Annotated in this window: 18 protein-coding genes and 5 pseudogenes; 7 read left to right on the top strand and 16 right to left on the bottom strand. The window is 68.1% G+C overall.

Annotated elements, in window-relative coordinates; genetic code table 11:
* Position 1: 1 nt before the first annotated feature.
* The gene (locus ABD858_RS29670) at positions 2 to 1,024 is read left to right on the top strand and encodes an ABC transporter ATP-binding protein (protein ID WP_345043239.1); all 1,023 of its coding nucleotides are present in this window, start codon (positions 2 to 4) and stop codon (positions 1,022 to 1,024) included.
* Between the two features lie 125 nt (positions 1,025 to 1,149).
* Positions 1,150 to 1,956, top strand: coding sequence for a carbohydrate ABC transporter permease (locus tag ABD858_RS29665; protein WP_345043236.1), 807 nt, complete (start codon positions 1,150 to 1,152; stop codon positions 1,954 to 1,956).
* 313 nt (positions 1,957 to 2,269) lie between these two features.
* Here the strand turns inward: ABD858_RS29665 and ABD858_RS29660 are convergent, their stop codons facing one another.
* Both ABD858_RS29660 and ABD858_RS29655 read right to left on the bottom strand, forming a co-directional pair.
* Positions 2,270 to 2,554, bottom strand: a complete 285-nt coding sequence (locus ABD858_RS29660) for a hypothetical protein (RefSeq protein ID WP_345043234.1) — start codon at positions 2,552 to 2,554, stop codon at positions 2,270 to 2,272.
* Between the two features lie 374 nt (positions 2,555 to 2,928).
* Positions 2,929 to 5,766, bottom strand: a complete 2,838-nt coding sequence (locus ABD858_RS29655; protein ID WP_345043232.1) for a beta propeller repeat protein — start codon at positions 5,764 to 5,766, stop codon at positions 2,929 to 2,931.
* Positions 5,767 to 6,491: 725 nt separating this feature from the next.
* Between ABD858_RS29655 and ABD858_RS36945 the strand changes: the two genes are divergently transcribed.
* Positions 6,492 to 6,638: a hypothetical protein gene (locus tag ABD858_RS36945; protein ID WP_425586270.1), complete on the top strand. Its 147-nt coding sequence runs from the start codon at positions 6,492 to 6,494 to the stop codon at positions 6,636 to 6,638.
* Here ABD858_RS36945 and ABD858_RS29645 read toward each other — a convergent pair.
* From ABD858_RS29645 to ABD858_RS29615, 7 genes and pseudogenes are all read right to left on the bottom strand, one after another.
* A complete protein-coding gene (locus ABD858_RS29645) occupies positions 6,617 to 6,781 on the bottom strand; it encodes a hypothetical protein (protein WP_345043230.1) in 165 nt (54 codons plus the stop codon). The two genes, ABD858_RS36945 and ABD858_RS29645, sit on opposite strands and share 22 nt — an antisense overlap.
* A gap of 134 nt (positions 6,782 to 6,915) precedes the next feature.
* Positions 6,916 to 7,344, bottom strand: a pseudogene (locus tag ABD858_RS29640) (transposase family protein); the annotation flags it as partial.
* A 98-nt stretch (positions 7,345 to 7,442) separates the two neighbouring features.
* A complete protein-coding gene (locus tag ABD858_RS29635) occupies positions 7,443 to 8,249 on the bottom strand; it encodes an endonuclease I family protein (protein WP_345043227.1) in 807 nt (268 codons plus the stop codon).
* Positions 8,250 to 8,537: 288 nt separating this feature from the next.
* Positions 8,538 to 9,011 (bottom strand): annotated as a pseudogene (locus ABD858_RS29630) (transposase); the annotation flags it as partial.
* 22 nt (positions 9,012 to 9,033) lie between these two features.
* Positions 9,034 to 10,016, bottom strand: a pseudogene (locus ABD858_RS29625) (IS5 family transposase).
* A gap of 107 nt (positions 10,017 to 10,123) precedes the next feature.
* Entirely contained in the window at positions 10,124 to 10,912 is a 789-nt protein-coding gene (locus tag ABD858_RS29620; RefSeq protein ID WP_345043225.1) for a hypothetical protein, read from the bottom strand.
* A gap of 405 nt (positions 10,913 to 11,317) precedes the next feature.
* A pseudogene (locus ABD858_RS29615) lies at positions 11,318 to 11,926 on the bottom strand (transposase); the annotation flags it as partial.
* A 459-nt stretch (positions 11,927 to 12,385) separates the two neighbouring features.
* Here ABD858_RS29615 and ABD858_RS29610 point away from each other — a divergent pair.
* Complete coding sequence (locus ABD858_RS29610; RefSeq protein WP_345043222.1) at positions 12,386 to 12,919, top strand: GNAT family N-acetyltransferase; 534 nt, start codon at positions 12,386 to 12,388, stop codon at positions 12,917 to 12,919.
* On the opposite strand, the gene ABD858_RS29605 is transcribed toward ABD858_RS29610, so the two are convergent.
* From ABD858_RS29605 to ABD858_RS29590, 4 genes are all read right to left on the bottom strand, one after another.
* A complete protein-coding gene (locus ABD858_RS29605) occupies positions 12,900 to 13,373 on the bottom strand; it encodes a hypothetical protein (RefSeq protein ID WP_345043220.1) in 474 nt (157 codons plus the stop codon). The two genes, ABD858_RS29610 and ABD858_RS29605, sit on opposite strands and share 20 nt — an antisense overlap.
* Positions 13,370 to 13,651, bottom strand: coding sequence for a hypothetical protein (locus tag ABD858_RS29600; RefSeq protein WP_345043217.1), 282 nt, complete (start codon positions 13,649 to 13,651; stop codon positions 13,370 to 13,372). The genes ABD858_RS29605 and ABD858_RS29600 overlap by 4 nt, the downstream gene beginning before the upstream one ends.
* A 164-nt stretch (positions 13,652 to 13,815) precedes the next feature.
* Positions 13,816 to 14,265, bottom strand: coding sequence for a GDSL-type esterase/lipase family protein (locus tag ABD858_RS29595; RefSeq protein ID WP_345043215.1), 450 nt, complete (start codon positions 14,263 to 14,265; stop codon positions 13,816 to 13,818).
* Positions 14,148 to 14,510 carry an SGNH/GDSL hydrolase family protein gene (locus ABD858_RS29590; RefSeq protein ID WP_345043212.1) on the bottom strand — a complete coding sequence of 121 codons (363 nt, stop codon included), beginning with the start codon at positions 14,508 to 14,510 and terminating at the stop codon, positions 14,148 to 14,150. Before ABD858_RS29590 ends, ABD858_RS29595 begins: the two co-directional genes overlap by 118 nt.
* Before the next feature lie 297 nt (positions 14,511 to 14,807).
* Here ABD858_RS29590 and ABD858_RS29585 point away from each other — a divergent pair.
* Together ABD858_RS29585 and ABD858_RS29580 are read left to right on the top strand one after the other, a co-directional pair.
* Positions 14,808 to 15,065 (top strand): annotated as a pseudogene (locus ABD858_RS29585) (tyrosine-type recombinase/integrase); the annotation flags it as partial.
* Positions 15,066 to 15,160: 95 nt separating this feature from the next.
* Complete coding sequence (locus ABD858_RS29580; protein WP_345043210.1) at positions 15,161 to 16,009, top strand: integrase core domain-containing protein; 849 nt, start codon at positions 15,161 to 15,163, stop codon at positions 16,007 to 16,009.
* A gap of 198 nt (positions 16,010 to 16,207) precedes the next feature.
* On the opposite strand, the gene ABD858_RS29575 is transcribed toward ABD858_RS29580, so the two are convergent.
* The 3 genes from ABD858_RS29575 to ABD858_RS29565 form a co-directional block, all read right to left on the bottom strand.
* Positions 16,208 to 20,260, bottom strand: coding sequence for a GDSL-type esterase/lipase family protein (locus tag ABD858_RS29575; RefSeq protein ID WP_345043208.1), 4,053 nt, complete (start codon positions 20,258 to 20,260; stop codon positions 16,208 to 16,210).
* Positions 20,261 to 20,335: 75 nt separating this feature from the next.
* Positions 20,336 to 20,830: a DUF2690 domain-containing protein gene (locus tag ABD858_RS29570; RefSeq protein ID WP_345043205.1), complete on the bottom strand. Its 495-nt coding sequence runs from the start codon at positions 20,828 to 20,830 to the stop codon at positions 20,336 to 20,338.
* Positions 20,831 to 21,033: 203 nt separating this feature from the next.
* Positions 21,034 to 22,029: a helix-turn-helix transcriptional regulator gene (locus ABD858_RS29565; protein ID WP_345043203.1), complete on the bottom strand. Its 996-nt coding sequence runs from the start codon at positions 22,027 to 22,029 to the stop codon at positions 21,034 to 21,036.
* A gap of 293 nt (positions 22,030 to 22,322) precedes the next feature.
* Between ABD858_RS29565 and ABD858_RS29560 the strand changes: the two genes are divergently transcribed.
* Positions 22,323 to 22,793 (top strand): DUF2690 domain-containing protein, encoded by a 471-nt coding sequence (locus tag ABD858_RS29560; protein ID WP_345043201.1) that lies wholly within the window; start codon positions 22,323 to 22,325, stop codon positions 22,791 to 22,793.

Here is a 22,793-nt window from a genome sequence, read left to right as displayed (position 1 = left end):
CATGGGCATCGCAATCCACGGTGCACACAAGTCCTACCGTTCACGCCGTAAGCAGCCCATCACCGCCCTGGCCGAGGTCGATCTGCACGTGGCCAGGGGCGAGCTCATGGTGGTCGTAGGACCGTCAGGTTCCGGAAAGAGCACTCTGCTCAGAGCAACTGCCGGACTCGAGGCACTCGACGCCGGCCGAATCGAGATTGGCGGACGCGACGTCACGACGGCCGCACCAGGCGATCGAGACATCTCACTGGTCTTCCAGGACTACGCACTCTTCCCCCATCTCACCGTCACCGAGAACATCGCCTTCGGCCAGCGCGCCCGAGGCGTGCCCAAGACCCAGATCACCACCGACGTCGCCCAGGCCGCAGCCATGCTCGGCCTCACCGCAGCTCTGGCCCGGTACCCCCGCGAACTGTCAGGCGGAGAACGCCAACGCGTAGCACTCGCCCGGGCCATGGTCCGCCGGCCCAAGGCCTTCCTCCTCGACGAACCTCTCGCCAACCTCGACCCCGACCTGCGACTGCGCACGCGCGTCGAAATCCGCGAACTCCAGCGCCGTCTGGGCGTGTCGATGCTTTACGTCACTCATGACCAGACCGAGGCACTTGCCTTGGGCGACCGTATCGCCGTCGTCCGGGCAGGCCGTATCGAGCAGGTGGGCACACCTGACGAGCTCTACGCGCGCCCGAGCACGGCATTCATCGCACGCTTCATCGGAACTCTGCCGATGAACCTGCTGCCACCCGAAGCGCTGGGCCGCGAGAGCGGTCCGGTGACCGGCATCCGGCCTGAGCGGACACACCTGGCACAGGCCGGACACGGGCATCTGACGGGACGCGTCGCCGCCGTGGAGCCAAGCGGCGAAGAGACGGTCCTTCACGTCGTATGCCCCGACACCACGCGCATTCTGGTCAGGGTACCGTCCTCGGCCGGTGTGCCCCGGCCCGGAAGCGAGACCGGCATCACCTGGAGCAACGCCGACGAACACCACTTCGCTTCGGCCGAAGGACCGCGCACCGCATGAACGGACAACACCGCCAACCCACTCGGCCCACCCCTCGCCGCAGATGGGACAGCGCGCGCACACCCTCACTCAGACATCGGCCGACAGCACTGGCCCTACCGTGGCTCGCCGCCACAGCCCTTCTGGTGGGCATCCCACTCATCGGCTCGGCATGGCTCGCCTTCACCGACTACTACGGCTTCGGCGCCCCCTCATTCACCGGCCTCGACAACTGGCACCGACTCGCCACCGACGAAACCTTCTGGCACTCTCTCGCCAACTCGGCCAAGATCGCAGCCATAGCCATACCCCTGCGAACCGCACTCGCCATCGGCTGCGCGCTCCTACTCCACCGCCGCAGCGGCATGAACAGCGTCGCCCGCACCGCAGTATTCCTGCCGTCCATCATTCCTGACGCCGCTTGGGCTCTCCTGTGGCTCTGGCTTCTCAACCCTCTTTACGGGCCGCTACCTCTCACCCTCGAAGCATTCGGCCTCCCCTCACCCGGCTGGTTCACCGACCCCGCTGCCGCACGAGGCGGACTCGCGCTCGTCGTCTCCCTCCAGATGGGCGAGGGTTTCCTCGTCGCCCTCGCAGCCCGCCGCCTCCTGCCAGGCTCCCTGTACGAAGCCGCTGCCATGGAAGGCGCGGGACGCGTCTTCACCTTCAGACGCATCACGCTGCCGCTGATGGCACCGGTCCTTACCTTGCTCGCACTGCGGGACGTCGTCCTTCTCCTGCACACCACATTCATCCCGGCCCTGCTGATCACAGCCGGCGAACCGCACTCCGCGACACTGGTGGCACCGCTCTACGTCTACCGCCGCGCATTCCTGTACGGCGAGCTCGGGTATGCCAGCACCCTCTCGATCATGCTGCTGATCAGCGCTGTCGCCGTCGCGGCCGCTCAGCTGATCGTTCTTCGCCGTACGCGCCTTCTCGAGCTGCTCTGACAGTGAGGATGTGACGTGGTGACGTCGCCGGCGGGTCCGACCCGTGCTCTGACTGACGTTTCGGCTGGCCTGTTGGGGATGTGTCGGCCCGCCGGGCGTCACCACGCACGGCCGGACGGGCGCTTGTGACCTCATAGGAGTCAGCCGTTCACCTGCGGATGACGCCTCGCGGGCGTGAAAATCGGGTGTGGGGCTGTCTGTCGACGCCGGTCGATGTCTGGGCTGTGAGCCCGCACAGGAGTCTGGTGAGGTAGCCGCCCGAAGGGCCGCACACTATCGCTTTGAGCACGCCGATCAGCTTCTCCGCCACCCTTCAAGGCTCCCCGGGCAGCCCCGCCCACACACGCTCGGGGAGGCTGCCGACGCCGCCGCTCGCACCGACACTTTCCTCGGCGCCCGCTACCGGCGCATCGTCAAAAGCCGCGGACACGCCAAAGCCCTGGTCGCCGTCGCCTGCTCGAAACTCGTCATCGCCTGGCACTTGATCAACGACCCCGGCGCCTCCTACGAGGAACTCGGCGCCGACTGGCATCAGCGTCATCTCAACCCAGCCCGCAGAACCCGCGACCTCGTCCGCCGGCTCCAGGTTCTCGGCCACCAAGTCACCCTCGAACCCGTACCCACTTGATCGACCCCACCCCGACATCCGGTTCCGCAAGCGGCCCGGATACTGCATCAGCTCATCGTAAGCCGCGCCGTCGCCGAGGGGTAGGGCGAGGGGCCGCGGGTGCGGCCCCTCGCCCGGTTCTTCTTCAGAGGGCGCTCGTTGAGCTTTCGCGGTGGTTCACCCCGTTGTGGGAACATCCTCGCTGTCTACCCAATCGGACATATCGACAGTCCTGTCGCGACAGCCCGGACTGGACGGCGAGGCGCTCGGCGACGTTGAGGCGAGATCGCAGGTCAGTCGCTCGGTCACTGCCGGGACACTGGGTGACGAAGCGCTACAAGAGCTCTTCAAACGCCCTCTCAGTGTCATTTGGAGTCGAAATTGAGCCTCCAGGCTCCGAGCCCGTGGGTCGCGGCGTAGAGGATCCGCTTGCCCGGCACGACGGTCAGGCCCGCCACCTCGACGTTGGGCATCCCCGGGGCACCCTCGGTCCACGTCGTGGTCCCGGCCGCGAGCCGCAGCACGCCGAAGTCGGTCGCCGCGTAGAGGTCACCGGTAGCATCGTCGCGCACCAGGTCATTGACCGGCAGGTCACCGAAGTCGTACGAGCGGTCGGTCCAGCTGGCCTTGCCGGTCGCCGGGTCGAACCGGACCTCGAACACGTGCCCCGGGGCGGTCGGCGTGGCCGAGTTGAAGCCGCTGTAGGAGATCCAGGCGTGGTTTCCGTCAGCGGGATCGACGTGGATGCTGCTGATGAACCGGTTCGGCGTCACCGCGTCGTCGTCGATCCGGGTCCAGGAGACCGAGGTCGCCGGCTCCGCGTCGACGTTGTTGGAGATGAAAACCCGGCCGGTGGCCGTCGCCGCCCAGGCGGTGGCGCTGTCGGCGGTGGTGCGCTCGACGGCCGTCACCCCGCTCCCGTCCCGGTCGCCCCAGGAAGCGGCGTTGAGCGGAGTGGACCCGAGCTCGACCCAGTCGCCGCACTGCACCTTGCGGTCGCGGTGCCTGGAGTTGCAGAGCCGATTGGCCTCCTCGAGCGTCCGGTCACCGAGCCCGAACGTCTTGGTCCGGTAGACCGACCGCCCGGCGCCGGCGAACATCGTGCCGCTGACCTTCGGGTCGCTGATGATCGGCGGGTAGAACTCGGTCCAGGCCTTCCCATTGATCGGGTCGGCGGTCCAGATCCAGTCGGCGTTGTTTCCGTTGTTGAAGTTCACCTCCGGAGACGCGCTGGAGAAGGTGTGGAAGCGGAACTCCGGCCGGCCGACGTCGAAGCCCGACTGACCGCCGTCGCCGGTCGCGGTGTTCCGCCACAGGTTCGGGCTGCCGTCGGTCTGCCAGGTGCCGTTGTCCTGCGTCCCGCCCTGTAGCACGTTGCTGTTGTGCGGGCTGACCGACAGGCTCATGAACTGCAATGTGTTCATACCCTTGTTGATGCTGCTCAGCTCAGCCGGGATGCGGGAGAGCATCTGCCTGCAGCGGAGTAGTGATTTCCCGCTCAGCTTCCGGCGAGGGTTGTCGCACCACGCCGAGCGGTCGACCATCGTGCCACTGGACCGCATCATGCCGCCGTCACTGGCCTCAAAGAACTGGAACGGGTTTTTGGGGTTCGTCACCAGGGCATGCTGGTCCGGGTGCAGGCCGTTCGGATGCAGTTCGTCGGTGCCGTCCATCGTCATGTCGGTGCCACTCTCCCCAGCGTCGGTGGAGAGGATTACCGCTCGGCTGTTGGAGATGGACTCACCGTAGGCGTAGGAACCGCCGACGTAGACCATGTCCGGGTGCCCCTCCGGGGTGTGGACGAAGACGTCGTACCAGCACAGCTGGCCGCAGATGTTGAACGTGGCGAACCCGGGCTTGCCGGTGTCGGAGCTGCTCAGATCGGTGAAGGACGGGGCGCCGGTGGCCACGTCATCGCTGCGGAACAGCCGGGCGGCCGGCTTGTTCATGTTGCCCTCGTAGACGTACATCCGGGTCTTGCCGTTCGGCAGCCGGGTCACGTCGAAGGCGGCCCGAGTATAGGCGATCGTCGCATTGAGCGACGGCTTGATCTGCGTCCAGGTGGTGCCACCGTCCGGCGACCGCCAGATGCCCCGCGACCACGAGGACGCGTACACGATCTCCGGGTTGCCGGGGTCCAGTTCGACGCCCTGGACACCCGTCGGCGAGCAGGCGGTCTGGTTGCTGTAGTCGGCTTGGCTGCCGGTGCACTCCGCGGCGTCGGCCGACCCGTTGTGGACGAAGGTCCAGGTGGCTCCACCATCGGTGGACTTGTAGAGGCCCCACTTGGCCGCGTCGGGCACCGGGCGGCTGATCCCGGAGCAGCAGGTGCTCGATATGCCGCGCATCGCGGTGGTGGTGCCGGCGTAAATCGTACGGGGGTCACCCGGCTTGACCGCAATCTGGCTGATGCCCTTGCCACCGAGTTCCGCCTGGCCCAGTGGCCCGGTCCAGGTGTCGCCACCGTTGGTGGACTTGTAGATGCCGACGCCGGCCACGCAACCGGAGGAGCAGCCGTTGGCCTCGCCAGTGCCGACGTAGAGCGTGTTGCCGGTGGCGTCGTTGCGGTCGATGCTCACCGTACCGGCGGCGTTGATGCCCAGCGGGCCGCCGAGGTACCGCCAGCGCGGCTCGTCGGCGAGCGCATTGTCGGTCCGCCAGACGCCACCACCGGCGGCCGTGACCCACATCTTGCAGTGACCCGGTTCGCAGGTGGGGCTGATCGCCACATCGGTGGTACGGCCACCCGCGACGTACTCGTTGGGCAGATAGCTGGACGAGTCGCGGGTCGGGGAGTACGGGTAGACCGCCTCCTTGGGCCCCACCGTGACCCAGGTGCCCTTCTGTCCCTTGCCCGTCGGGAACGGTCGGCCCTTGGCGAAGCGGTAGGCGGCACGCGCGCCGTTCGCCTGCGCCATGGTGATGGTGTCACCGGGGTAGGCGCGCTGGCGGAATTGGACTTGCGCGGCGGTTCCCGGGTTTTCCTCGCCTTCCTCGCCTTCCTCGCCTTCCTCGCCGTACTCCGAGCCTTCCTCGAGCGGGTCACCAGGGGAGGCCTCGTGCAGCTTGTCCAGATCCTGGGCGGTTTCGGCTCTCTGTGCCTGTGTTGCATTTTCTGACGGATAAGTTGCCACTACACAGGTCAGGATGGCGAGTATCCCGGCTACGAGTGCGGCGAGCAACTGGCGACGTCTGCGCGTCACGTGAGTTCCTTTCTGCGTTCACTGTCGACCGGCGGCCCGGCAGGGCAGCCATAGCCGACCGAGCGAGGATTGCAGAGGTGTGTCGATCAGACAATGGGCTACCGCGCACTGGCGGTCTTCACCGTCGCGGGGCGCCAGGTGGCACCGTCGCCGGTGGACGCCTCCGCCTCGGCCTTGTCGGTGTCCGCAGGGCCACCGGACTGGGTCGAGGTCAAAGTGGCCGGTGGTGCCGCCCTTGGCGGTGCTCTCGGCGTGCAGGTCGAAGCCGTACCGCGGCCAGAGCAGCCCCAGGTTCTCCTTCCCGTTCGCCGGACGGGCGGAATTGAACGTGAGGGGCTCGCGTTTTCCGGACAGGATTCTGACCGTCTATTTCATGAGGAGAGTCGCAACTCCCTAAATTCAGCTCTTCGCCGAGGCACGCAGCGACGGCGAGCACTTCAACAAACTGTTCGTGTTCGACGAGGCGCACAAGTACATCGATGAATTCAACACCGTTGCGTTAGGGCCTGTGTGATGTCGTGATTAAACTTGCCGATCCAGATCCGCATGGAAGGCGGATCCGGCAGGAAGGCGAGTTTGCGCGCAGGCAACTCCCTTACAAGCATTGGAAGTTGGTGATTGAGCCGTTCCTGCCGATAGGTGAGTACGGCCCGTACCCCGGGCGGCTGCGGGATCAGTTCGAGGGGGTGATCCGGCGGTTCAGGAAAGGCGCGTAATGGCGCGAGATGCCGGGCGAGTTCGGGCCTTGGCCGACCGTCTACGGACGCTTCCAGGTCTGGAGGAACGCCGGTTTCTTCACCGCGCCGCTGGAGGGCCTGATCGCCGTTAGCCGCCCGCCAGCCTCGGTTGTTCAGCGGAATTGGGTGATCTGACGCTCACCCAGGTGCTCGGCGGGCGTGGGGACGCAGCGGGCCCCGGAGCGCACCAGGAACCGCGCCCCGCTCTGATGGACGGCATCAAGGAACTCGTTGCCGTCGAAGGCCGCGTCGGCCAGCAGGAGCATCGACTTGTCCATGGCAGTCAGAAGCCGCTTGGCATACGGGAGTTCACCCTCGGACCCTCCGAAGGCGGCGGCTATGAGCGCGCGGGTGCCGCACTCGACCAGGGCCGGCAGCCGCAGGAGCGGATAGCCGAACTCCAGACTCTCCCCAGGGCGGTGGCGCAGAAGACGGGCACGGACAGGACGCGGGTGAGCCGGGCGGCCGCCCGGCCGCATAACTCCTTGACCACCTTCGACAGCTGGCCGGTCAGACGCATGGTGCGGCGTCGGTGGCGCTCCAGCAGCCCTGGGATCTGCTCGCGGAAGGTCTGCCGCCGGCAGCCCAGGACCGGGCAGACCAGGCGCCGCACCCGGACGCGGACCACGACCCGGCGGCCGTCCACCGGCACATCCGCCACCATCCGGCGGTGATACCCGTGCACCTTTCCCGTCGGTACCCCGCACACCGGGCAGGGCACCGGAACATCCCGGGTCCGGGCCGTGACCCGGACCACCTCGCCGCCATCCGTCACATCCTCAACGGCCAGCGCCGATAACCCAGAAACCACCACACTTACAAGGGAGTCGACGTCTTCCATGCCCCGTGGTGGCAGGCAGAGCCGCAGCGTCACCACCGACTACGGAACAGAGCCGTTGGCTGTACAGTCCCTCGCCGGGCACCACGGGAACCGGACTGCTACCAGATCTCCTCGACCCACTCCGGGTGGTCGATGAACGGATTCCGGTTGTGCTGGTAGGAGTTGTAGATGACGTCGTTGCGGCGCTCCTCGAACGCGCTCGGCGGGTCCTGCTCGTGCCACTGCTTCAGGACCGAGAGGCGGCCGTGGTACGGGGCGCTGCCGTTGGTGACGGAGTCGTTGGGCTCCAGGTCGGGCCAGCCGTCCGTGCCCTCGTAGCGGACTGCCATATAGAGGATCATGCGGGCCACGTCGCCCTTGACCGCGTCGCGGGGCTCGAAGGAGTTGGAGTCGGTCAGGCTGCCGCCGCTGTCGATGAACGAGCTGCCGCCGTTGTCGAAGTCCTTGTTGTCGCGGATGGAGTTGACCCGGACATCCTCGGGGCGCAGGTGGTGCAGGTCGGTGCCGGGACCGATGGACGTGCCGAAGTTGCCGTGGGACTTGGCCCACACGTGCTCGCGGTTCCAGTCGCCCATGGCACCGCCGTTGAGGGACTTGCTGCGGGAGATGCCCGAGTACAGCAGGATCACGTTGTTGCTGTTGTTCGGGTCCTGGTCGGTGACCTTCAGGGCGTCCCAGACGGCAGAATACGAGAGTTTCGTCTGGTTGCGGATGATGGAGTGCAGGGAGTTCTTCAGCGCCGGGCCGGTCTTGCCGGTGGCGTCGGCGTAGTAGGTGTCGTCGTACGCGGTGGTCGCGGCGCCGGCGGGAGACGCGGTCAGGGCGGGGACGCTGAGACCGACCAGGGCGGCGGACGCCGCCAGGGCGACGGTCTTCCAGCGGCGACGTATGGGGGCCACGGGCATGGGGGACGTCCGATCTACGCGGGTTGAAAGAGCAGTCGGGAAAGCGTGACATGGACATGCATACGTGAGAGTGAAGGCGAGGTGGCGGTCATGTGTCGGATAAGAGGGGAACAGTCGTCACCGGGTAGTTCCTGCCGCCGTCGAAGCCGCGCGTGTCCTCGCTGATGGTCTCTGAAGCCGTTATCTTTCTGGCTTTGGAACGCGGCCAGAGAACGGGAGTTCGGTCCAGGTCCCGTTCGGGTGGCCGGGTGGCGGCCGGCGCATAAGGCAGACTTCCCAATGGGCTTGTCAAGCTGTGCCTGTGGCGGGTTGTGCGGGTTCGAAGCGGCGTCCGTCTCGGAGTAGAGCCCAGAGGACGTTGACGCGTCGACGGGCCAGGGCCAGGACGGCCTGGGTATGACGTTTCCCTTCGCTTCGTTTGCGCTGGTAAAAGCGGCGGGATTCCGGGCAGAAGTGGATGCTGCTCATGGCAGACATGTAGAAGACGCGTTGGAGCCCGCGGTGGTAGCGGGTGGGGCGGTGCAGGTTCCCACTGACGCGTCCGGAGTCGTGCGGGGTGGGGGCCGGTCCGGCATAGGTCGCGAGCCGGTCTGCGCTGCCGAACAGGCTCATGTCGCCGCTGGTGGCTGCGAGGAACTCAGCACCGAGCAGAGGCCCGATGCCGGGCATGCTCGTCACGATCTCCGAGTGCGGATGGGCCTGGAAAGCCTTCGCAATGTCCTCGTCGAGCTCGGCGATCTTCCGGTCGAGGTCGAGCAGTTCTAGGGAGCGTATCGGGTTGTGATCAATGACCGTTCCGGGTGAGGCCTTTGATCCAGATCATCGAGGCGCGAAGGTGGAGGCCAGCGAGGTAAGTCGCGGGGGTCTTGTCGAAGCGGGTAGCGACACCCCGCCAGGCCTTCAGCTTGTTGATCAGGCGTTCGACGGTGTTCCGTTCCTTGTAGAGGCCGACATCGTGGCCGACTGGCCTACCGCCCTTGCTGCCCCGCTTCTTCCGGCTGGCGGCCTGGTCCTTCTTCTCCGGGATGACCGCCTTGATGCGGCGCTTCCGCAGGTGGGCGCGGTTGCCGCGGGACAAGTAGGCCTTGTCCCCGGCGACCGCGTCGGGCCGGGTGCGGGGACGGCCTACAGGCCCGCGGACCCGCACTTTCTTGAGCACGGGGATGAACTGCGGGCTGTCGGCGGTCTGCCCCGCAGTCAGGACGAAGGCCAGCGGGCGGCATTCCCGGTCGCCGGCAAGGTGGGCCTTGCTGGTCTGCCCACCCCCTGAGCGTCCGAGCAGGGCGGCTTTCAGCCGGACCTTGCGGCGGCGGATACGTCGCCGTTCGCCCTGATTAGGATCGTTTCCGCTCTCCTGCCGGACTTGTTCTTCCGGGCCGCCCCCTTTTGCCGGGCCTTCTCCTCCTCGACGGCAGCCTTCTCCAGTGCGGTGATGACGTCCTGGCCGAGATGCATTCCGGCGGCGTCGTGGTGAGCCCGCACGGTGGTGGAGTCCACGCTGACCAGGGACAAGTCCACCTCACCCCGCTTCGCGGCCTCCGCGATCAGCCCCCCCAGCAGGGCCTCGAAGACGCCGGCGTCCCGCCACTGCCGGAAGCGGTTGTGGACGGTCGACCAGGCCCCGAACTCCGCCGGCATCTCCCGCCACTGCCCGCCCGTCTTGAACCGCCAGATCACGCCCTCGAACTGCTGCCGCAGCCGCTCGGGGTACGGCCCGAAGCTGCCGATCGGCAGGTACGGCCCGATGAACTCCCATTCCACGTCCATCAGCTGCGATCGCGTCCACAAGACGATCTACCGGATCACGCCCCGCCACGAGAGCGAATCCTGCAGATTGACCACAACCTGAACGCGCCCCGATGCCCAGAACGCTTTCATTCCGGCATGAGCGGAATCAGGAACGCCACATCGACGCCGGCAAGCAGCATCAGTACTCCACCAGTGGTGAGGGCAAAGACCTTGAGCACCAGGGGGCCCCATGCCAGTTGTGAGGAGGTTCGCCAGGGCTTCTTCGGGTCGTAGGCAACCCGGGTCCGCGGTCCGCGGTTCTTGCCCCGGTGGCTGCGCTCGACGCCGTCGGCGTCGGTGAACTTGTACCAGGCGGCCCCATCACGCGTCCTGAAGTCGAACGTGGCGAACACGGTGATCCCGCGCCGTCTCAGCGCGAGATGGAGCAGCGTGTCGTGCACGGCGAAGAACAGCATGATCAGGCCTATGGCGAGTGGCACCATCCCGAGGATCACGAAGATCACGTCCGGCCCGCGGGTGGCGCCGACCCAGATCGCGTACCCGAGGTACGCGAGAATGAGGGCGCCGATGATCGCCAGCCGCAGCCGTACCACCGGCTCCAGCTTGTCCTTCTCCGGCTGCTTCAGAGCGGTGACGGTGACCCGTGTGCTCCCGGCCGGGTCCCGCTGCTCGGGCAGTGTGGCGGTCAGTGCGGTCACGAACCCGGTGGCGGCGGTCGCGTTGCGGCCGTCCACCCGGTGCACGACCCCGTCGGTGAGCACGATCTCGACGTGCCGCCCGCCGTCGGTCCGGGCCTCTTGGACCACCGCTAGCGGGATCTCGACGCGGGAACGTTGGTTGACCAGCCGAAGGCCGTGGGCATCGAGCACAGTCTCGGCATCGTCGTCGCCGAGAAGTACCTGCGATGAGACCATCTGTACCTGCCCCCTGGGTGTGACGTGGTGTCATCCGCTGTTGCGCTTTCGGGGAACCTACCGTGCCCGGCGAGCTGTCACGTCAGCAATAACGGAGGACCCCAAGGAAGACCCTCGCCAGCCACCTCGCCGGCCTGCCCCTCCGAGCCCCGATGATCTGGATCAAAGACCTCACCCGGACCGCCCCTTGATCAGAAGGACCAGCCGGGCGGCCGCCGGAGGGATTCTGATCGCAAATCCCAATGAGCGGCCTGGCCGTCGGTGAGACGCCGGGCGGCCAAGTCTGCACAGCCATCGAGCGGCAACACCTCACCAGCCACACCCAGCGCCCCTCGGGCGACAGGACCCTACGAATGGCCCAATCAACCCGCACCAGAAGGTAGGACACCTCACGTTGCTATGCCGTCAAGCCACGGCGGCCAGTTCGACAGGGAACGCGGTGTGTTCGTCGAACAGCTTGCGGTGTTGGAGGCAGTGGTAGAGCTGGCTGATCATGCGGTTGAAGAGGTTGCGCTGGGTGGCAGCATGCCAGTCGCCAATCTGGCGTCGTCGCCGGTAGTGGGCGTTGGCTCCGTCGGATGCCCGGAGTGAGGCGAAGGCCCAGAGGTATCCGGCGTGGTTGAGCCGGTCATTCTTCACCCACCGCCGCGTGATGGCCGACTTCTTACCGGAGGCCCTGGTGATGGGTGAGGAGCCGGCGTACGCCTTCAGGCTGCGGGCGTCGGCGAAGCGGGTGCGGTCGTCCCCGATCTCGGCCAGGATCCGGGCGGCGAGCTGGATGCCGAGCCCGGGGAAACTCAGCAAGCTCTCGGCGTCCGCGTGCTGAGGGAAAACCTCTTCCACCGCCTCGGCGAGCTCGTCGGCGGCGGTGCAGGCGGCCTCCAGCTGGATGAGGAGGGCGAGCATCTGCTTGCCGAGCGCGTCCTCGACCAGCGGAGGCTGGTGGGCCCACTCGATGCGGAAGACGTCACAGAGGCGGTCGGCCTCCGCCTCGATACCGCACTTGCGACCGGCCAGGGCGCTTATCCTCTCGGCCAGGCGCGCCATAACGCCGTGACCCGCGTCCTGGATCGGCCTCTCGACCTTGATCTGAGCGGGTGAATGGTGATCGCCGCATCGGCGCGGCCACCACCATTCTTGCGTCACCGCAAGTCAGATCGATTCTGCACGCAGAGTGCATGGTGGGGCGGGTGGCACTCGAACCCACGGCCGACGGATGAGGAACTCATGGCGACTAACCCGCGCCAAGCCGCCGAGGTCTATGGTGGCTCACCAGAGTTCGCTGGACAGCTTGGTTACCCCTGGCCACGGCGTCGCAGAGCCTGAACACGGCAACAGTTCGACGTGGCAGAGCTGCACACCGCGATCAACTGACCGACGCGTCCGGTCTGGGGCCCGTGGGTCCGGGAGTGGCAGCACGGGCGGCGGGCACCGATTACCGCTGAGGCCCTTGCCTTCGACAGGATGGGTGCCATGATCGAGATCCGCACCCCCCGCCTCCTCCTCCGCCGCTGGTATGACCATGACCTCGCCCCCATGGCGGAAATCAACGCAGACCCGCAGGTCATGCGCTGGATCGGCGACGGCTCGGTCCTCGACCTCGACGCCACGGCGGAGGCCATCGAGCGGTGGGAGGAGGAGTGGGACGAGGAGGGTTTCGGCCTGTTCGCCGTCGAGCTGCTGGCCTCGGGTGAGCTGGCCGGTTTCGCGGGTCTGTCCGTGCCCGAGTTCCTGCCGGAGGTGCTGCCCGCCGTGGAGATCAGCTGGCGGCTCGGCCGGCAGTTCTGGGGTCAGGGGTACGCGTCCGAAGCCGCCCATGCCGCGCTGGAGTTCGCGCTCCAGGACCGCGGCCTCGACCGCGTCATCAGCATCGCCCGGGTGGGCGACGACGCCTCCGAAAACGTAATGCGCAAGCTCGGCATGGTGCCGGAGCACGAGACGACGCACCCTGTGTTCGGTTTTCCGCTGCGAATTCACGCCATCGACCTCACAGAGTTCCGCGCATGAACCGACCGGACCTCAAGCCAGAGATATTCGTGGGCGGCGAGCCAGCGTCCCTCCCGGTCACGGTGGAAGACGATGCTTCGAGGACAACCGAGGCGCCATCCAGACTCCGCTCGTTCACGCAGACGGAGCCGCTGCCGCCACTGGGATCGAGCTGGTCGAGCCAGAACTCTTCATTGTCGGCGAGGTGGTCACGCAGCGCTCCGGCGTCGACGGCCACGCCGGCCGGGACCTCGGCGTCAGCCGTGAATTCGTAGGTGGCCTCCTCGGTCACGGTCAGCGAGATAGTGACCGTGATGTCCCGCTCGCCCTCGCCGGCCGAGGCCAAAACCTCGGCCGGCGGAACAATGATCCAGGGCAGGCCGCCCGGGGCCGTGCGCAGGGCCCTCAGCACAACAATTACGCAAGCCCGGTACAGCCCGTCACGCCGAGCGACAACGATCACCGCCGCACTCAACTGCTCGCGATGCGCTCCTCGCATGCTGCGATCGCTGCCTTGATGACGGCGGTGCGCTGGCCCCACTCGGCCTGCGCGGCTTCCTGCTCAGCAACGCTCGGGTGGGGAATGCCGAAGGATTCTCGCCCGTGGTACGCAATCGCGTCGTATACCGAGGCGTCGGTCTCCTGATCCGCGAGTCGCTCCCGCAGATAGTCCAGGAGCTCGCTTTCGGGCCAGTTGAGCGTGGTGCACAGGCTGCCGATGCGATGCATCTTCGCGTCGCGGGGACAAAGCACCCCCGCTTCCGTCCGACCACCTCGGTCAGCGTCCGCCACACCCGCGCGGCATCCGCGGCGACCGGCACCCGGTGCTCGTCAACGAACGGCAGCCCCGTCAGCGGATCCCGTGCGCCCGGCACGGAAGGCCAGTCCGCGGCCAGGCCGCTGCTCCCCGGCCCCGCTCACAGCGCCAACTTCCCGGCGACGACCTGCGCCCACTCGCGGTACCCCTGGGCGGAAGGGTGGAACCGGTCCCGGGCGAAGAAGTCCGGACCCATCGGCAGGACGTTCGTGGAACCGATCCACGTCGCCCCCTGCACGTCCGCGCACACCCGCTGCGCGACCTCGTCCAGCACGGCCGCCCGCTCTCCCAGGTAACGGCCGAGTGTCCCGGGGACGGAGGGGAACTTCGCGAACGGCGGTATGCCCGTCACCACGACCTGATCCGCCCGCTGCGCGAGCTCGCCGATCACGGCCCCCAGATCGTCGCCCCAGTCCTGCGGGCTGCGCCGGGTCAGTACGTCGTTGCCCCCGCCAGCAGGGCCACCACGTGGAGGCCGCTGTCCAGCTCGGGCAGCAGCCGGTAACGGATGCGCCGCGCCGTGGCCCCGTACCGGCCGCGCACCGACCATGCCGCGGGACGTCCGGTGCGCACGCTGAGCTCCCGCGCGAACTGGCCGGTGAACCCCTCCTCCTGCCGCTCCACGCCGCAGCCCGCCGCCGTCGATTCGCCGATCACGGCCACCCGCAGCGGTTCGGCCCCGGCCACCTCGCCGACCGTCCCGGAGTCCGGGCCGCCCGCGGGTGGCAGGGCCTCGGTGGACATGCGCACGTACAGCGCTTGCGCGGCGACGACGGGCATCAAAAAGGGGTGCATGAACGGGTCCCTAGGAGTGAGAGAGATCGGTCGCCGCGCGGAATTCCGGCCCGGCCGGCCCAGCCGTCCCGACCCTCCGAGCGCGGCTCGAGAGTAATCTCCGCCGACTGGGCGGGTAACAACCTGCACCACGGTTCCGGTTCCGGTTCCGGTTCCGGTTCCGCCACGACGCCAACCTGGACAGGTTCGGTCAGGCAACCCGGCCGGGACACCGTTGTTCCCGCGCACCGTCCGATTCCGCTCCTGGAACTTGGCAGCTTCCTGCCGCCGACAACCGGTTACCTTTGACCCCCGCCTCTGCCCCGAACCCGCGGTGATCCTGACGATCCGTTCGCCGGACTCGTCTTCTGCCGAGCCGACGGCCGACCGCTCGGACCTCATCCGGTTCTGTACCGACTGCACCGGCTCTCCGCCGAAGCCGGCGTCCCCAGGATCACGGTCCATGACCTGCGCCACCTGGCCGCCACCATCACCATCACTGCTGGCGTGCCCCTGACGGTGGTCTCCAAGACGCTGCGGCACTCCACCCTGTCGACGACCGCCAACATCTACAGCCACCTCACCCAGCAGGCAGCCCGCGAGGCCGTCGACACCATCGACCACACCCTCACCGGAGCCGAGAAGGCCAGCCACGAAACGGACCATACGGCGTGGCTGCGACCACCACGCGACCACGTCCACCGCCTACGCGAGGCTGTGCACCGACTCCGCTCCCCCGCCGTCCACCCACAGTCCGCTCGATCCGCGCACTGGTCCTCCGCCTGGCCCGCGAGAATCCCTCATGGGGCTACCGCCGAATCCACGGCGAACTCGCAGCCCTCAGCATCAAGATCGCCGCCTCCACCGTCTGGGAAATCCTCAAGAAACACGGCATCCCACCCGCTCCCGAACGGCACAGCACCACTTGGGCCGACTTCCTACGCAGCCAAGCTGAGGCGCTACTCGCCTGCGATCTATTCGAGGTCCGCACCCTGACCGGAGCGCGGCTGTACGTCTTCGCAGCCATCGACCACTCCACGAGGCGCATCCGGACTCTCGGCGCCACTGCGCACCCGACCGCGGACTGGATCGTACAGCTCGGGCGCAATCTCCTGATGGACCTGGAAGAGGCGGGCAGCAGGGCCAGGTTCTTGATCCGTGACCGCGACTCGAAGTTCACGGCCGCCTTCGACGCCCTCATGACCGACGCCGGGCTGAAGGTCGTCACCACCGGCATCCAGATCCCGCGAATGAACTCCCTCATGGAGCGCTGGATACAGACCTGCCGGCACGAACTCCTGGACCGCGCCATGATCTGGAACCAGAGCCACCTCCTCCACGCACTCCGCGAGTTCGAAACCTTCTACAACAGGCATCGACCACACCGGGCCCTCGGCCAAGCCGCACCGCTCCGACCACTCCCCCACCCGATCAACGAACCAGGGAAGATCAGACACCTGGAGGTCCGCCGACGAGACCGACTCGGCGGAACCCTCCACGAGTACCAACATGCCGCATGACCAGGCCGGATGATTTATCGGCACCCGCAGACAGGTAAGGCCGCTATGGCAGGCATCCACCGGGAGAAGGGCGCAACGGCCGGCTCCGCGGAGGTCGACGGCATAGACCACCTCACAGCCCCGGAACGCAAAGCGACCGACGCGGGGCTGTCCTCGCTCGGGGACGGCCCCGCGTCGGTCGCGGTAGCAATCGTGCGGCTACAGGCCCAGGCGCCGCAGTGTGGTGTTGAGAGTTTCCGCGTACAGCGTGGTGCCGGCCTTGTTCGGGTGGAAGGACTGCATGGAGATGGGCAGGCCCCAGACGTTCACGTCCGGTGCGCGGTTGTAGAGGGGGTCCTCACCGTCCGTCAGGTTGAAGACCGGCCCGTGGATCGCCGCGTCGGTGCCGCAGATTCCCCGGCCCTTGAACGCGGGCCGCGGGTCGGCGAAGACGACCTTGTCACCCAGCCCCGAGTCGGCGACGGCACCGGCCATCCCCTCGGCGAGCGTTCCGGCGACCTCCCTCAACCAGGCGATCTCCTCCTCGCCGAATGCGGGGGAGGCGATGCCCAGGCATTCGCTGCTCTCCATCAGTTCGGGATAGCCCATGAGGACGATCTTCGCGTGCGGGGCCCTTTTCTCGATCTCCTGGAGGTTTCGCGCGATGGACGGGCGGACGTACTGCGTGATGCGCCGGGGCACCCACTCCCGCAGGGAGATGATCTCGTCCCGTGGCTGGGGAACGGAGCCGTCGATGTCCTCCTCGGGACAGTTCAGCGTCATGGCGCACTCGGTGATGATGGGGCCGAAGCCGGTGTCGTTGCCGCCGATGGAGAGGGTGACGAGCGTGGTGTTCTCGTCGAGGAAGCCCTTGTCGATCTGCGAGAGCTCGTGGAACTGGCCGCGTCCTTCCTGGCCCTCGGTGTTGAACAGGCCGCCCGGCATGATGTTGTACGTCTGCGCGCCCGAGCAGGCGATCAGGTGGTAGTCCAGTTCGCTGTCGAGCCCGTCGGCGCGACCGCCGATGTTCATGCTGGGCCAGTCGGACAGGACGGCCTTGCGGGACCAGGCGTGCGGCGACCGGTGGCAGGCGTTCTGCCCCTGCGGATCGTGGCCCATGGAGTTGGACTCCCGGTAGTACTCCTGCTGATCGACGCCTCCCAGCTCGCTCGCCCCCTCGCCGGAGGAGTACGAGTCGCCGAGCGCGACGACGAAGTGCTTGGGCTTGCGGTCGAGCGGCTGGATCGCGATGGCGTCCCATGCCACGTCGTCCTCGCCGACGCCGTCGGCGGTGTCGGTCGACAGGGAGACTGACGGGACGCCCGCGAAGCGGAACACCCCGAGCGGAACCCACTGGTTGGCCAGTACGCGCTGTTGCAGCACTCGCTGCTTGGTGGTCCCGTTGCCCAGGTTCACGGTGTACTTCGCCTGCTGAGTGTGCGCACCGTGGTCGGGCAGGTGGACCAGTACCCGGGCCCACTGGTCCAGGGACCGGTCCAGCGTCCACGTGCCGGTGATCTTCAGCTTGCCGTCTTCGGCACCCGGCTTGCGGCTGTGCCCGAAGTAGAAGTGGCTCTCGAAGCCGCCCGACAGTTGGTGCAGGTCCACCTTGGCCGGGTGGTCGGTGACGGTGGGTCCGCCGTTGGGCAGCGTGTGCGTGTAGGACGGGAAACTGAACTGGAAGGTGCCGGAGTTCTCGATCGCGTCACACGGCCCGCGCACGGGGACGGGGTCGGGCACGTCGTCGATGACGTACGTCTTCCCCATGGGCAGGCCGTTGGGGGAGCAATTGGGCGGGAACGAGACCCCGTCGGGCTGCTGGGCATACCCGGGGTCGAAGCGCAGCAGTTCGCGTCCGCAGGCGGAGGCGCAGTCGCTCTTCCAGGTCACGGGCTGGTGGTACCAGCACTTCAGGTCGTACAGGCCGCTCGACGGGTCCGTGTGCGCGCAGGGTCCCGCGGGCTCGCTGCCCAGGCCCTCGGCGCTGGGCTTGTACGTGGCGCCCGGCTCGCAGTCGTTGGACTCGTCGCAGAACAGCTCCGTCGGGGGCTTCACCAGCGAACGGTGTATCGGTGCCGTGGTCGACGTTCCCGGCCACCACGCGGCCCGGTAGCCGGGGACCGGCTTGCTCGGGGCCTCGAAGAGGTTCGGCGGGTGACCCGCCCATCCCATGATCTTCTCCGGGTACGGCCACTTCTGCGGGGTACGAGCGTCCTCGTATGTCTTGTCGAGGAAGGCGTACCGGTCCGCCGGATAGCGGGGGTTCACCGGGTTGTTGAGCCAGCCCACGCCCCACGGCGAGCCGTCGCCCTTGTCCGGGTAGAAGCCCGAGTTGTACGCCCAGACCGCGAAGAACCAGTTCTCGATGTACTTGGGGTTGCCGTCGTTGACTGTCAGTCCGGCGGCCCTGGTCTGGTTCCACTTGCCGACGAGGATGTTCAGGCCCTCAGCGACGTTGGCAGCGTAGTCGAGCGCTACGGCGCGCTGCTTCTGGTACGGCATCGCCGTCTCGCCCGGACGTTCCCGGCCTGCCAGTCTCATGCCGTCGGTTACCTGCGTGACACCGTAACCACAGTCAGCTTTGGCCCAGTTGATCTCCCAGTCGTTGGACTCGTTGTCGTCGTAGATACTGCGGCCGTAGAAGTTGCCGATCAGCGGGTTGCCGGCGACACCGGGCATGGCGGTGCGGGCCGCCTGCCACATGTTGGACTCCTGGGCGGTAATGCCGAGCATGATCTGTGCGGGCACGTAGCCGCCGCCGTCCAACGGCTTGAGGGGGGACATCCCGCCGGAACCCTGGATGGTGTACTCGGGCATGCCCAGGCCCTTCCAGTCGGCCGGGCGGGTGGTTGTCAGCGCGTTTCGTACGGCCTGGTCGACCGCCCATTCCACCTGGCGGGGTGTGGGCTGCATGGCCTGGTTTCGGGGGTCGTTGCGCGGTACTGAGCAGGAGCGGTCGGCGTCCACGGGGTCGGTCGCGGACGCGGAAGCGGTCAACGCAGTACGGCTCGTCCGGCCGGCGCGCTCGGGCGCCGGGCTCGCGAGGGTTGGGTGCGGGGCCCTGGCGCGAGCGCTGTCGGGGCCGTCACCGGGTGTCAGCCCGAACTCCGCGACCTTGCCCGTGGCGGTCATCCGGACGGTCAGGCCGACGCGCTGGGCTGCCTCGGGATCGACGACCGGAACGCGCGGGTCCGGCTGGTCGGGGTAGGAGACCTTGTTGACGGTGGCCGCTCCGGTCGAGGAGATGAGGGCGTCCTTCGCGATGCCGCGGACGTGTGTCACGGTCGCGGGCAGCCGTGGGGCCACGGTGTCTGGAGTGCCGGTGACAAAGACCTTGCCGTCGGCCGAACGCGACAGTCCCACCCGTCCGGTGTGCCCACGGGCCAGTGTGGCGACCTTGGTGTCCGGCCCGGCCGGGGTGGCGCGCTTCACCGTGGTGATGCCCTTGGCGTCGCGGTCCATGAACACCACGCCGCCGTCGGCGTCCGTGGTGAGCTGGAACGGAACCGAGTTTGTGCGGGCCAACACGGTGCGCTTGCCCTTCGGGCTGATGCGGACCAGGCGCCGGGAGTCGGCGGCGATCCAGCCGCCGCCCTCGGCCGGGACGGCTGAGGTCACCTGGCCGGGCAACTGCACCGGCCTGCCGAGCCGCCCGGCGGCCGTGTCGACAGGCAGGAGCCGGGTGGCTGCCTTGGACGCGCCGCCCTCCTGGGTGACCACGGCGGTCTCCCCTGGGCCGCAGCCTGGGTTGTAGTACGCAAGGGACGTCTGTACGGGAAGCTTGGTGACCCGTCCGGTCACCAGGTCCACGGTCGCCGTGAAGCCGCCCCTCGAGGCCAGGTCCTCCTTGTTGGTGAAGGTACGCGGGGCGTACACGACCAGCGCTCGGCGGCCGGAACCGGTCACGCATGCGTTGCCGATCCACATGTCGGTGTCGAAGCCGGGCTCGGAGAGCGTGGCGACGGTACGCCACGCGTAGCCCGTCTTCGCCTCGGCCGCTAGGACGTGGAAGCCGTCGGCGTCATTGGAGGTGGCCCACAGGCGGTCGGCCGACGAGCGCCACTTCGGCCCGATCACCTTGGTCCGGTCGGCGGGCGCCACGAACGGGGCACCGGTCGGCCGGGCTGCCGCGCTGGTCGGCGGGGCCGGCCGCGTGGCGGCCGGTGTGGCGGGGCCGGGCTGTGCGGCGACCGCAGGGACGAGCGGCGCCAGCACGGCGCCAGCCGTCACGGCCATCAGCGCCATCCGGAAGGGGATGCGTCTGGATTTCACCTACGGAGTCCTGTCGTCTGGGGGTTCGGCGAAGGCGAAAGGCGCCTTTGCGGGCGCCGTTGTGCGCATGACCGCCTAGTGGCGGGGGGTGCAGCTCCAGCGGGCCGCGTCGTGCTCCGAGGTGGGGTTCGGCCACACCAGGCAGGGCTCGCCCCAGTAGGAGGGAATCGTCTTGGTCCAGGTGGCGGTGCCGGGCTCGATGTCCGTGTTGTAGCGGTAGTAGGGGCTGCTGCTGGTCGTTGCGTAGCCCCGCATCTGTGCGTAGTGAGTGTTGCCGAAGTCGTAGTTGAGGCCGGTGCCGGCGACCGCACGCGTCCAGAGCGCCTTGCAGGTGAGTGAGTAGCGCAGCTTGATCACCAGGTCCAGGCCGCCGTTGCTCCTGATGTCACGGGCGTCGATGGTCTGGCCGTCGGAGGCCCAGCCGCTGGCCTGCGCGTCGGCACCGGCGCATCCGGTGCCGGAGCAGGTCGCCGCGGCGGCGGGCGTCGCAGTGGCGAGCGGTACGCCGAGCGCGCCCATGGTGGCGACAGCCTTGCGGACACGTCCGGTACGGGGACAGGAGACGGACACGGGTGTACTCCTTCGAAGAATCGAGGGATTGGCGGAGCCCGATGACACGTCGGGCGAACACCCCGTCGGATGGGGCGGGCACGACGCCGGACAGCCCCGCGGCGATCAACTTAAGGGCCCGTCGGCGGCCCGATCCACCACAAAGCCTGTCCTCCGGCGGCCACGTCCGCTGGCGGACAGCGGGGGGCGTGCTCGCGGGCGGGTCAGCGCAACCAGCCGCGCTCCGTGGCGCGGACGGCGATCTGGAACCGCGATTCGGCGCCAAGCCGTTCGCCGATGTCGGCGATGAGCCGCCGCACAGTCCGTGTGGAAACGCCCATACACCGGGCGACCGCCTCGTCCTTCGCGCCTTCGGCGAGCAGCCGCAGGACCTCGTTCTGCTGAGCCGTCGGCCTTTCTTCGGCCGGCTCGGGATCCTCACCGAGGCAGCACCCGGCGGCCCAGCGGCGGTCGAAGAGGTCCCGTGCCGCGGCCATCGGCCCCGGGGCGCGGAAGGCGATGACACCAGCACGGTAGCCCGCCGGGTCGAGGGCCATGAGCGTGTAGGAGTCGTCGACTAAGAACATCCAGGCGGGAAGCGCCGGCACACTCCGGACGGTCACGCCCTTGGAGCTCATCCAGCGCACGCCCTCCAGCACGTCAGGCGCCGACCGGACCGAGTCCAGGACAATGAGCCGTACCTCCGCACCCCGCTCCACCGCACGCACCGCCAGCCGGTGCGCGGGATCATAGTTTTCGGCGGACAGGCCGGGTGCCGGACCGGCCGCGGCAAACACCCGCACGCAGGTCTTCACGTCCTCGGCCACCTGCTGCACGGCCTCCCACGCCTCAGCCTCGCCCAGCAGCACTGCAGAGTCGCCGCCCCGGTCGTGCGGCGCCGTTCCGAAACGGGATGCCATCTCCTCCACATGAGCACGGGCCGCCGCCACGGCGCGCGAGCGGGCGGACGCCTCCGCCTCGGCCCGGGCGATCAGCGGCGCGAACCCCACGGCCGGGCTCACGGCCCGGAAGGCGCCCGCCGCCTCGAAGATCGGGCGAACAAGTCCCAGCTCCCGCAACCGTGCGAGCCCGTCGCGCACTTCCGCCACCGGCACTCGCAGATCCGCGGCAATCCCGTCAGGAGTCGCACCCCCCGGCGAGAAGAGCACCGCCTGGTACACGGCGCCGCACGTCTCGTCGAGTCCCAGGCCGGACAGCACCCGAGTTCCCCTCCCCCTGGGCGGTACGACCCCTCGCCGCGCCACCCGACAACCTGCTCTTGATCAACTCCCCTACTTTCGCATGCCGCTGACGTGTCCTGTCCCGAAGGGGACATGACCACTGCAGGACAGCTTCCCTGCTGGTCGCAGGCCTACCGGCTCGCCTAGGTTGATCAACGCCGAGGAGCCGCTCGGTCCGTCCCGTCACGTGCCGGAGCACGAAACGACGGGACCGTCCCCACCCGTCGGCGATACGGCCCGTCCACAAACCACCACGCGACCAGGAGTACGCCATGCCTGTTCCCACTCGACGCCGCCCCTTCTCTGCCCGCAAGGCCGTCGCCGCTCTCGGTGCCTTCGCCGCTCTCGCGGTGGGGGTGCCGCTTGCCACCGCCACGCCCGCCGCTGCCGCTGCCGGATGCCAGAGCTCGGGGTGCACCGGTAAAAACCCCGCCACCATGGGCTGTGCGGCGGATGCGCGGACGATCGCCAGCGTCTCGGCCCCGGGCGGCGGAGGCTACGCCGAACTGCGCTACTCCCCCGCCTGCAACGCGGCCTGGGCCCGTCAGCTGCCCGACAGCGACCCGGTCTGGCGAGTCCGCATCCAGGGCAGCTCCTCGAACGACGGAACCCCGGACGTCACTTACATTGACGGTAGCAATGCCTACTACACCCTCATGGTCAGCTACACCTGGTACGTGCGCGCCGGCGCGGAGCAGACCGTCACCGACCCAGGTGCGTGGAACAACACCAGCTGGCGCTGA

The sequence above is a fragment of the Streptomyces sannanensis genome (assembly GCF_039536205.1).
GTDB classification, from domain to species: domain Bacteria; phylum Actinomycetota; class Actinomycetes; order Streptomycetales; family Streptomycetaceae; genus Streptomyces; species Streptomyces sannanensis.
Note: the sequence above shows the minus strand (reverse complement) of the source record. Positions and strands in the feature narration are given on the sequence as shown.

Coding starts and splice junctions, on each gene's coding strand:
- ABD858_RS29670 (WP_345043239.1), top strand. CDS start 2: ATGGGCATCGCAATCCACGGTGCACACAAGTCCTACCGTTCACGCCGT.
- ABD858_RS29610 (WP_345043222.1), top strand. CDS start 12,386: ATGATCGAGATCCGCACCCCCCGCCTCCTCCTCCGCCGCTGGTATGAC.
- ABD858_RS36945 (WP_425586270.1), top strand. CDS start 6,492: ATGCCGGGCGAGTTCGGGCCTTGGCCGACCGTCTACGGACGCTTCCAG.
- ABD858_RS29560 (WP_345043201.1), top strand. CDS start 22,323: ATGCCTGTTCCCACTCGACGCCGCCCCTTCTCTGCCCGCAAGGCCGTC.
- ABD858_RS29620 (WP_345043225.1), bottom strand. CDS start 10,912: ATGGTCTCATCGCAGGTACTTCTCGGCGACGACGATGCCGAGACTGTG.
- ABD858_RS29645 (WP_345043230.1), bottom strand. CDS start 6,781: ATGGACAAGTCGATGCTCCTGCTGGCCGACGCGGCCTTCGACGGCAAC.
- ABD858_RS29590 (WP_345043212.1), bottom strand. CDS start 14,510: ATGCACCCCTTTTTGATGCCCGTCGTCGCCGCGCAAGCGCTGTACGTG.
- ABD858_RS29595 (WP_345043215.1), bottom strand. CDS start 14,265: ATGGTCGGTGCGCGGCCGGTACGGGGCCACGGCGCGGCGCATCCGTTA.
- ABD858_RS29635 (WP_345043227.1), bottom strand. CDS start 8,249: ATGCCCGTGGCCCCCATACGTCGCCGCTGGAAGACCGTCGCCCTGGCG.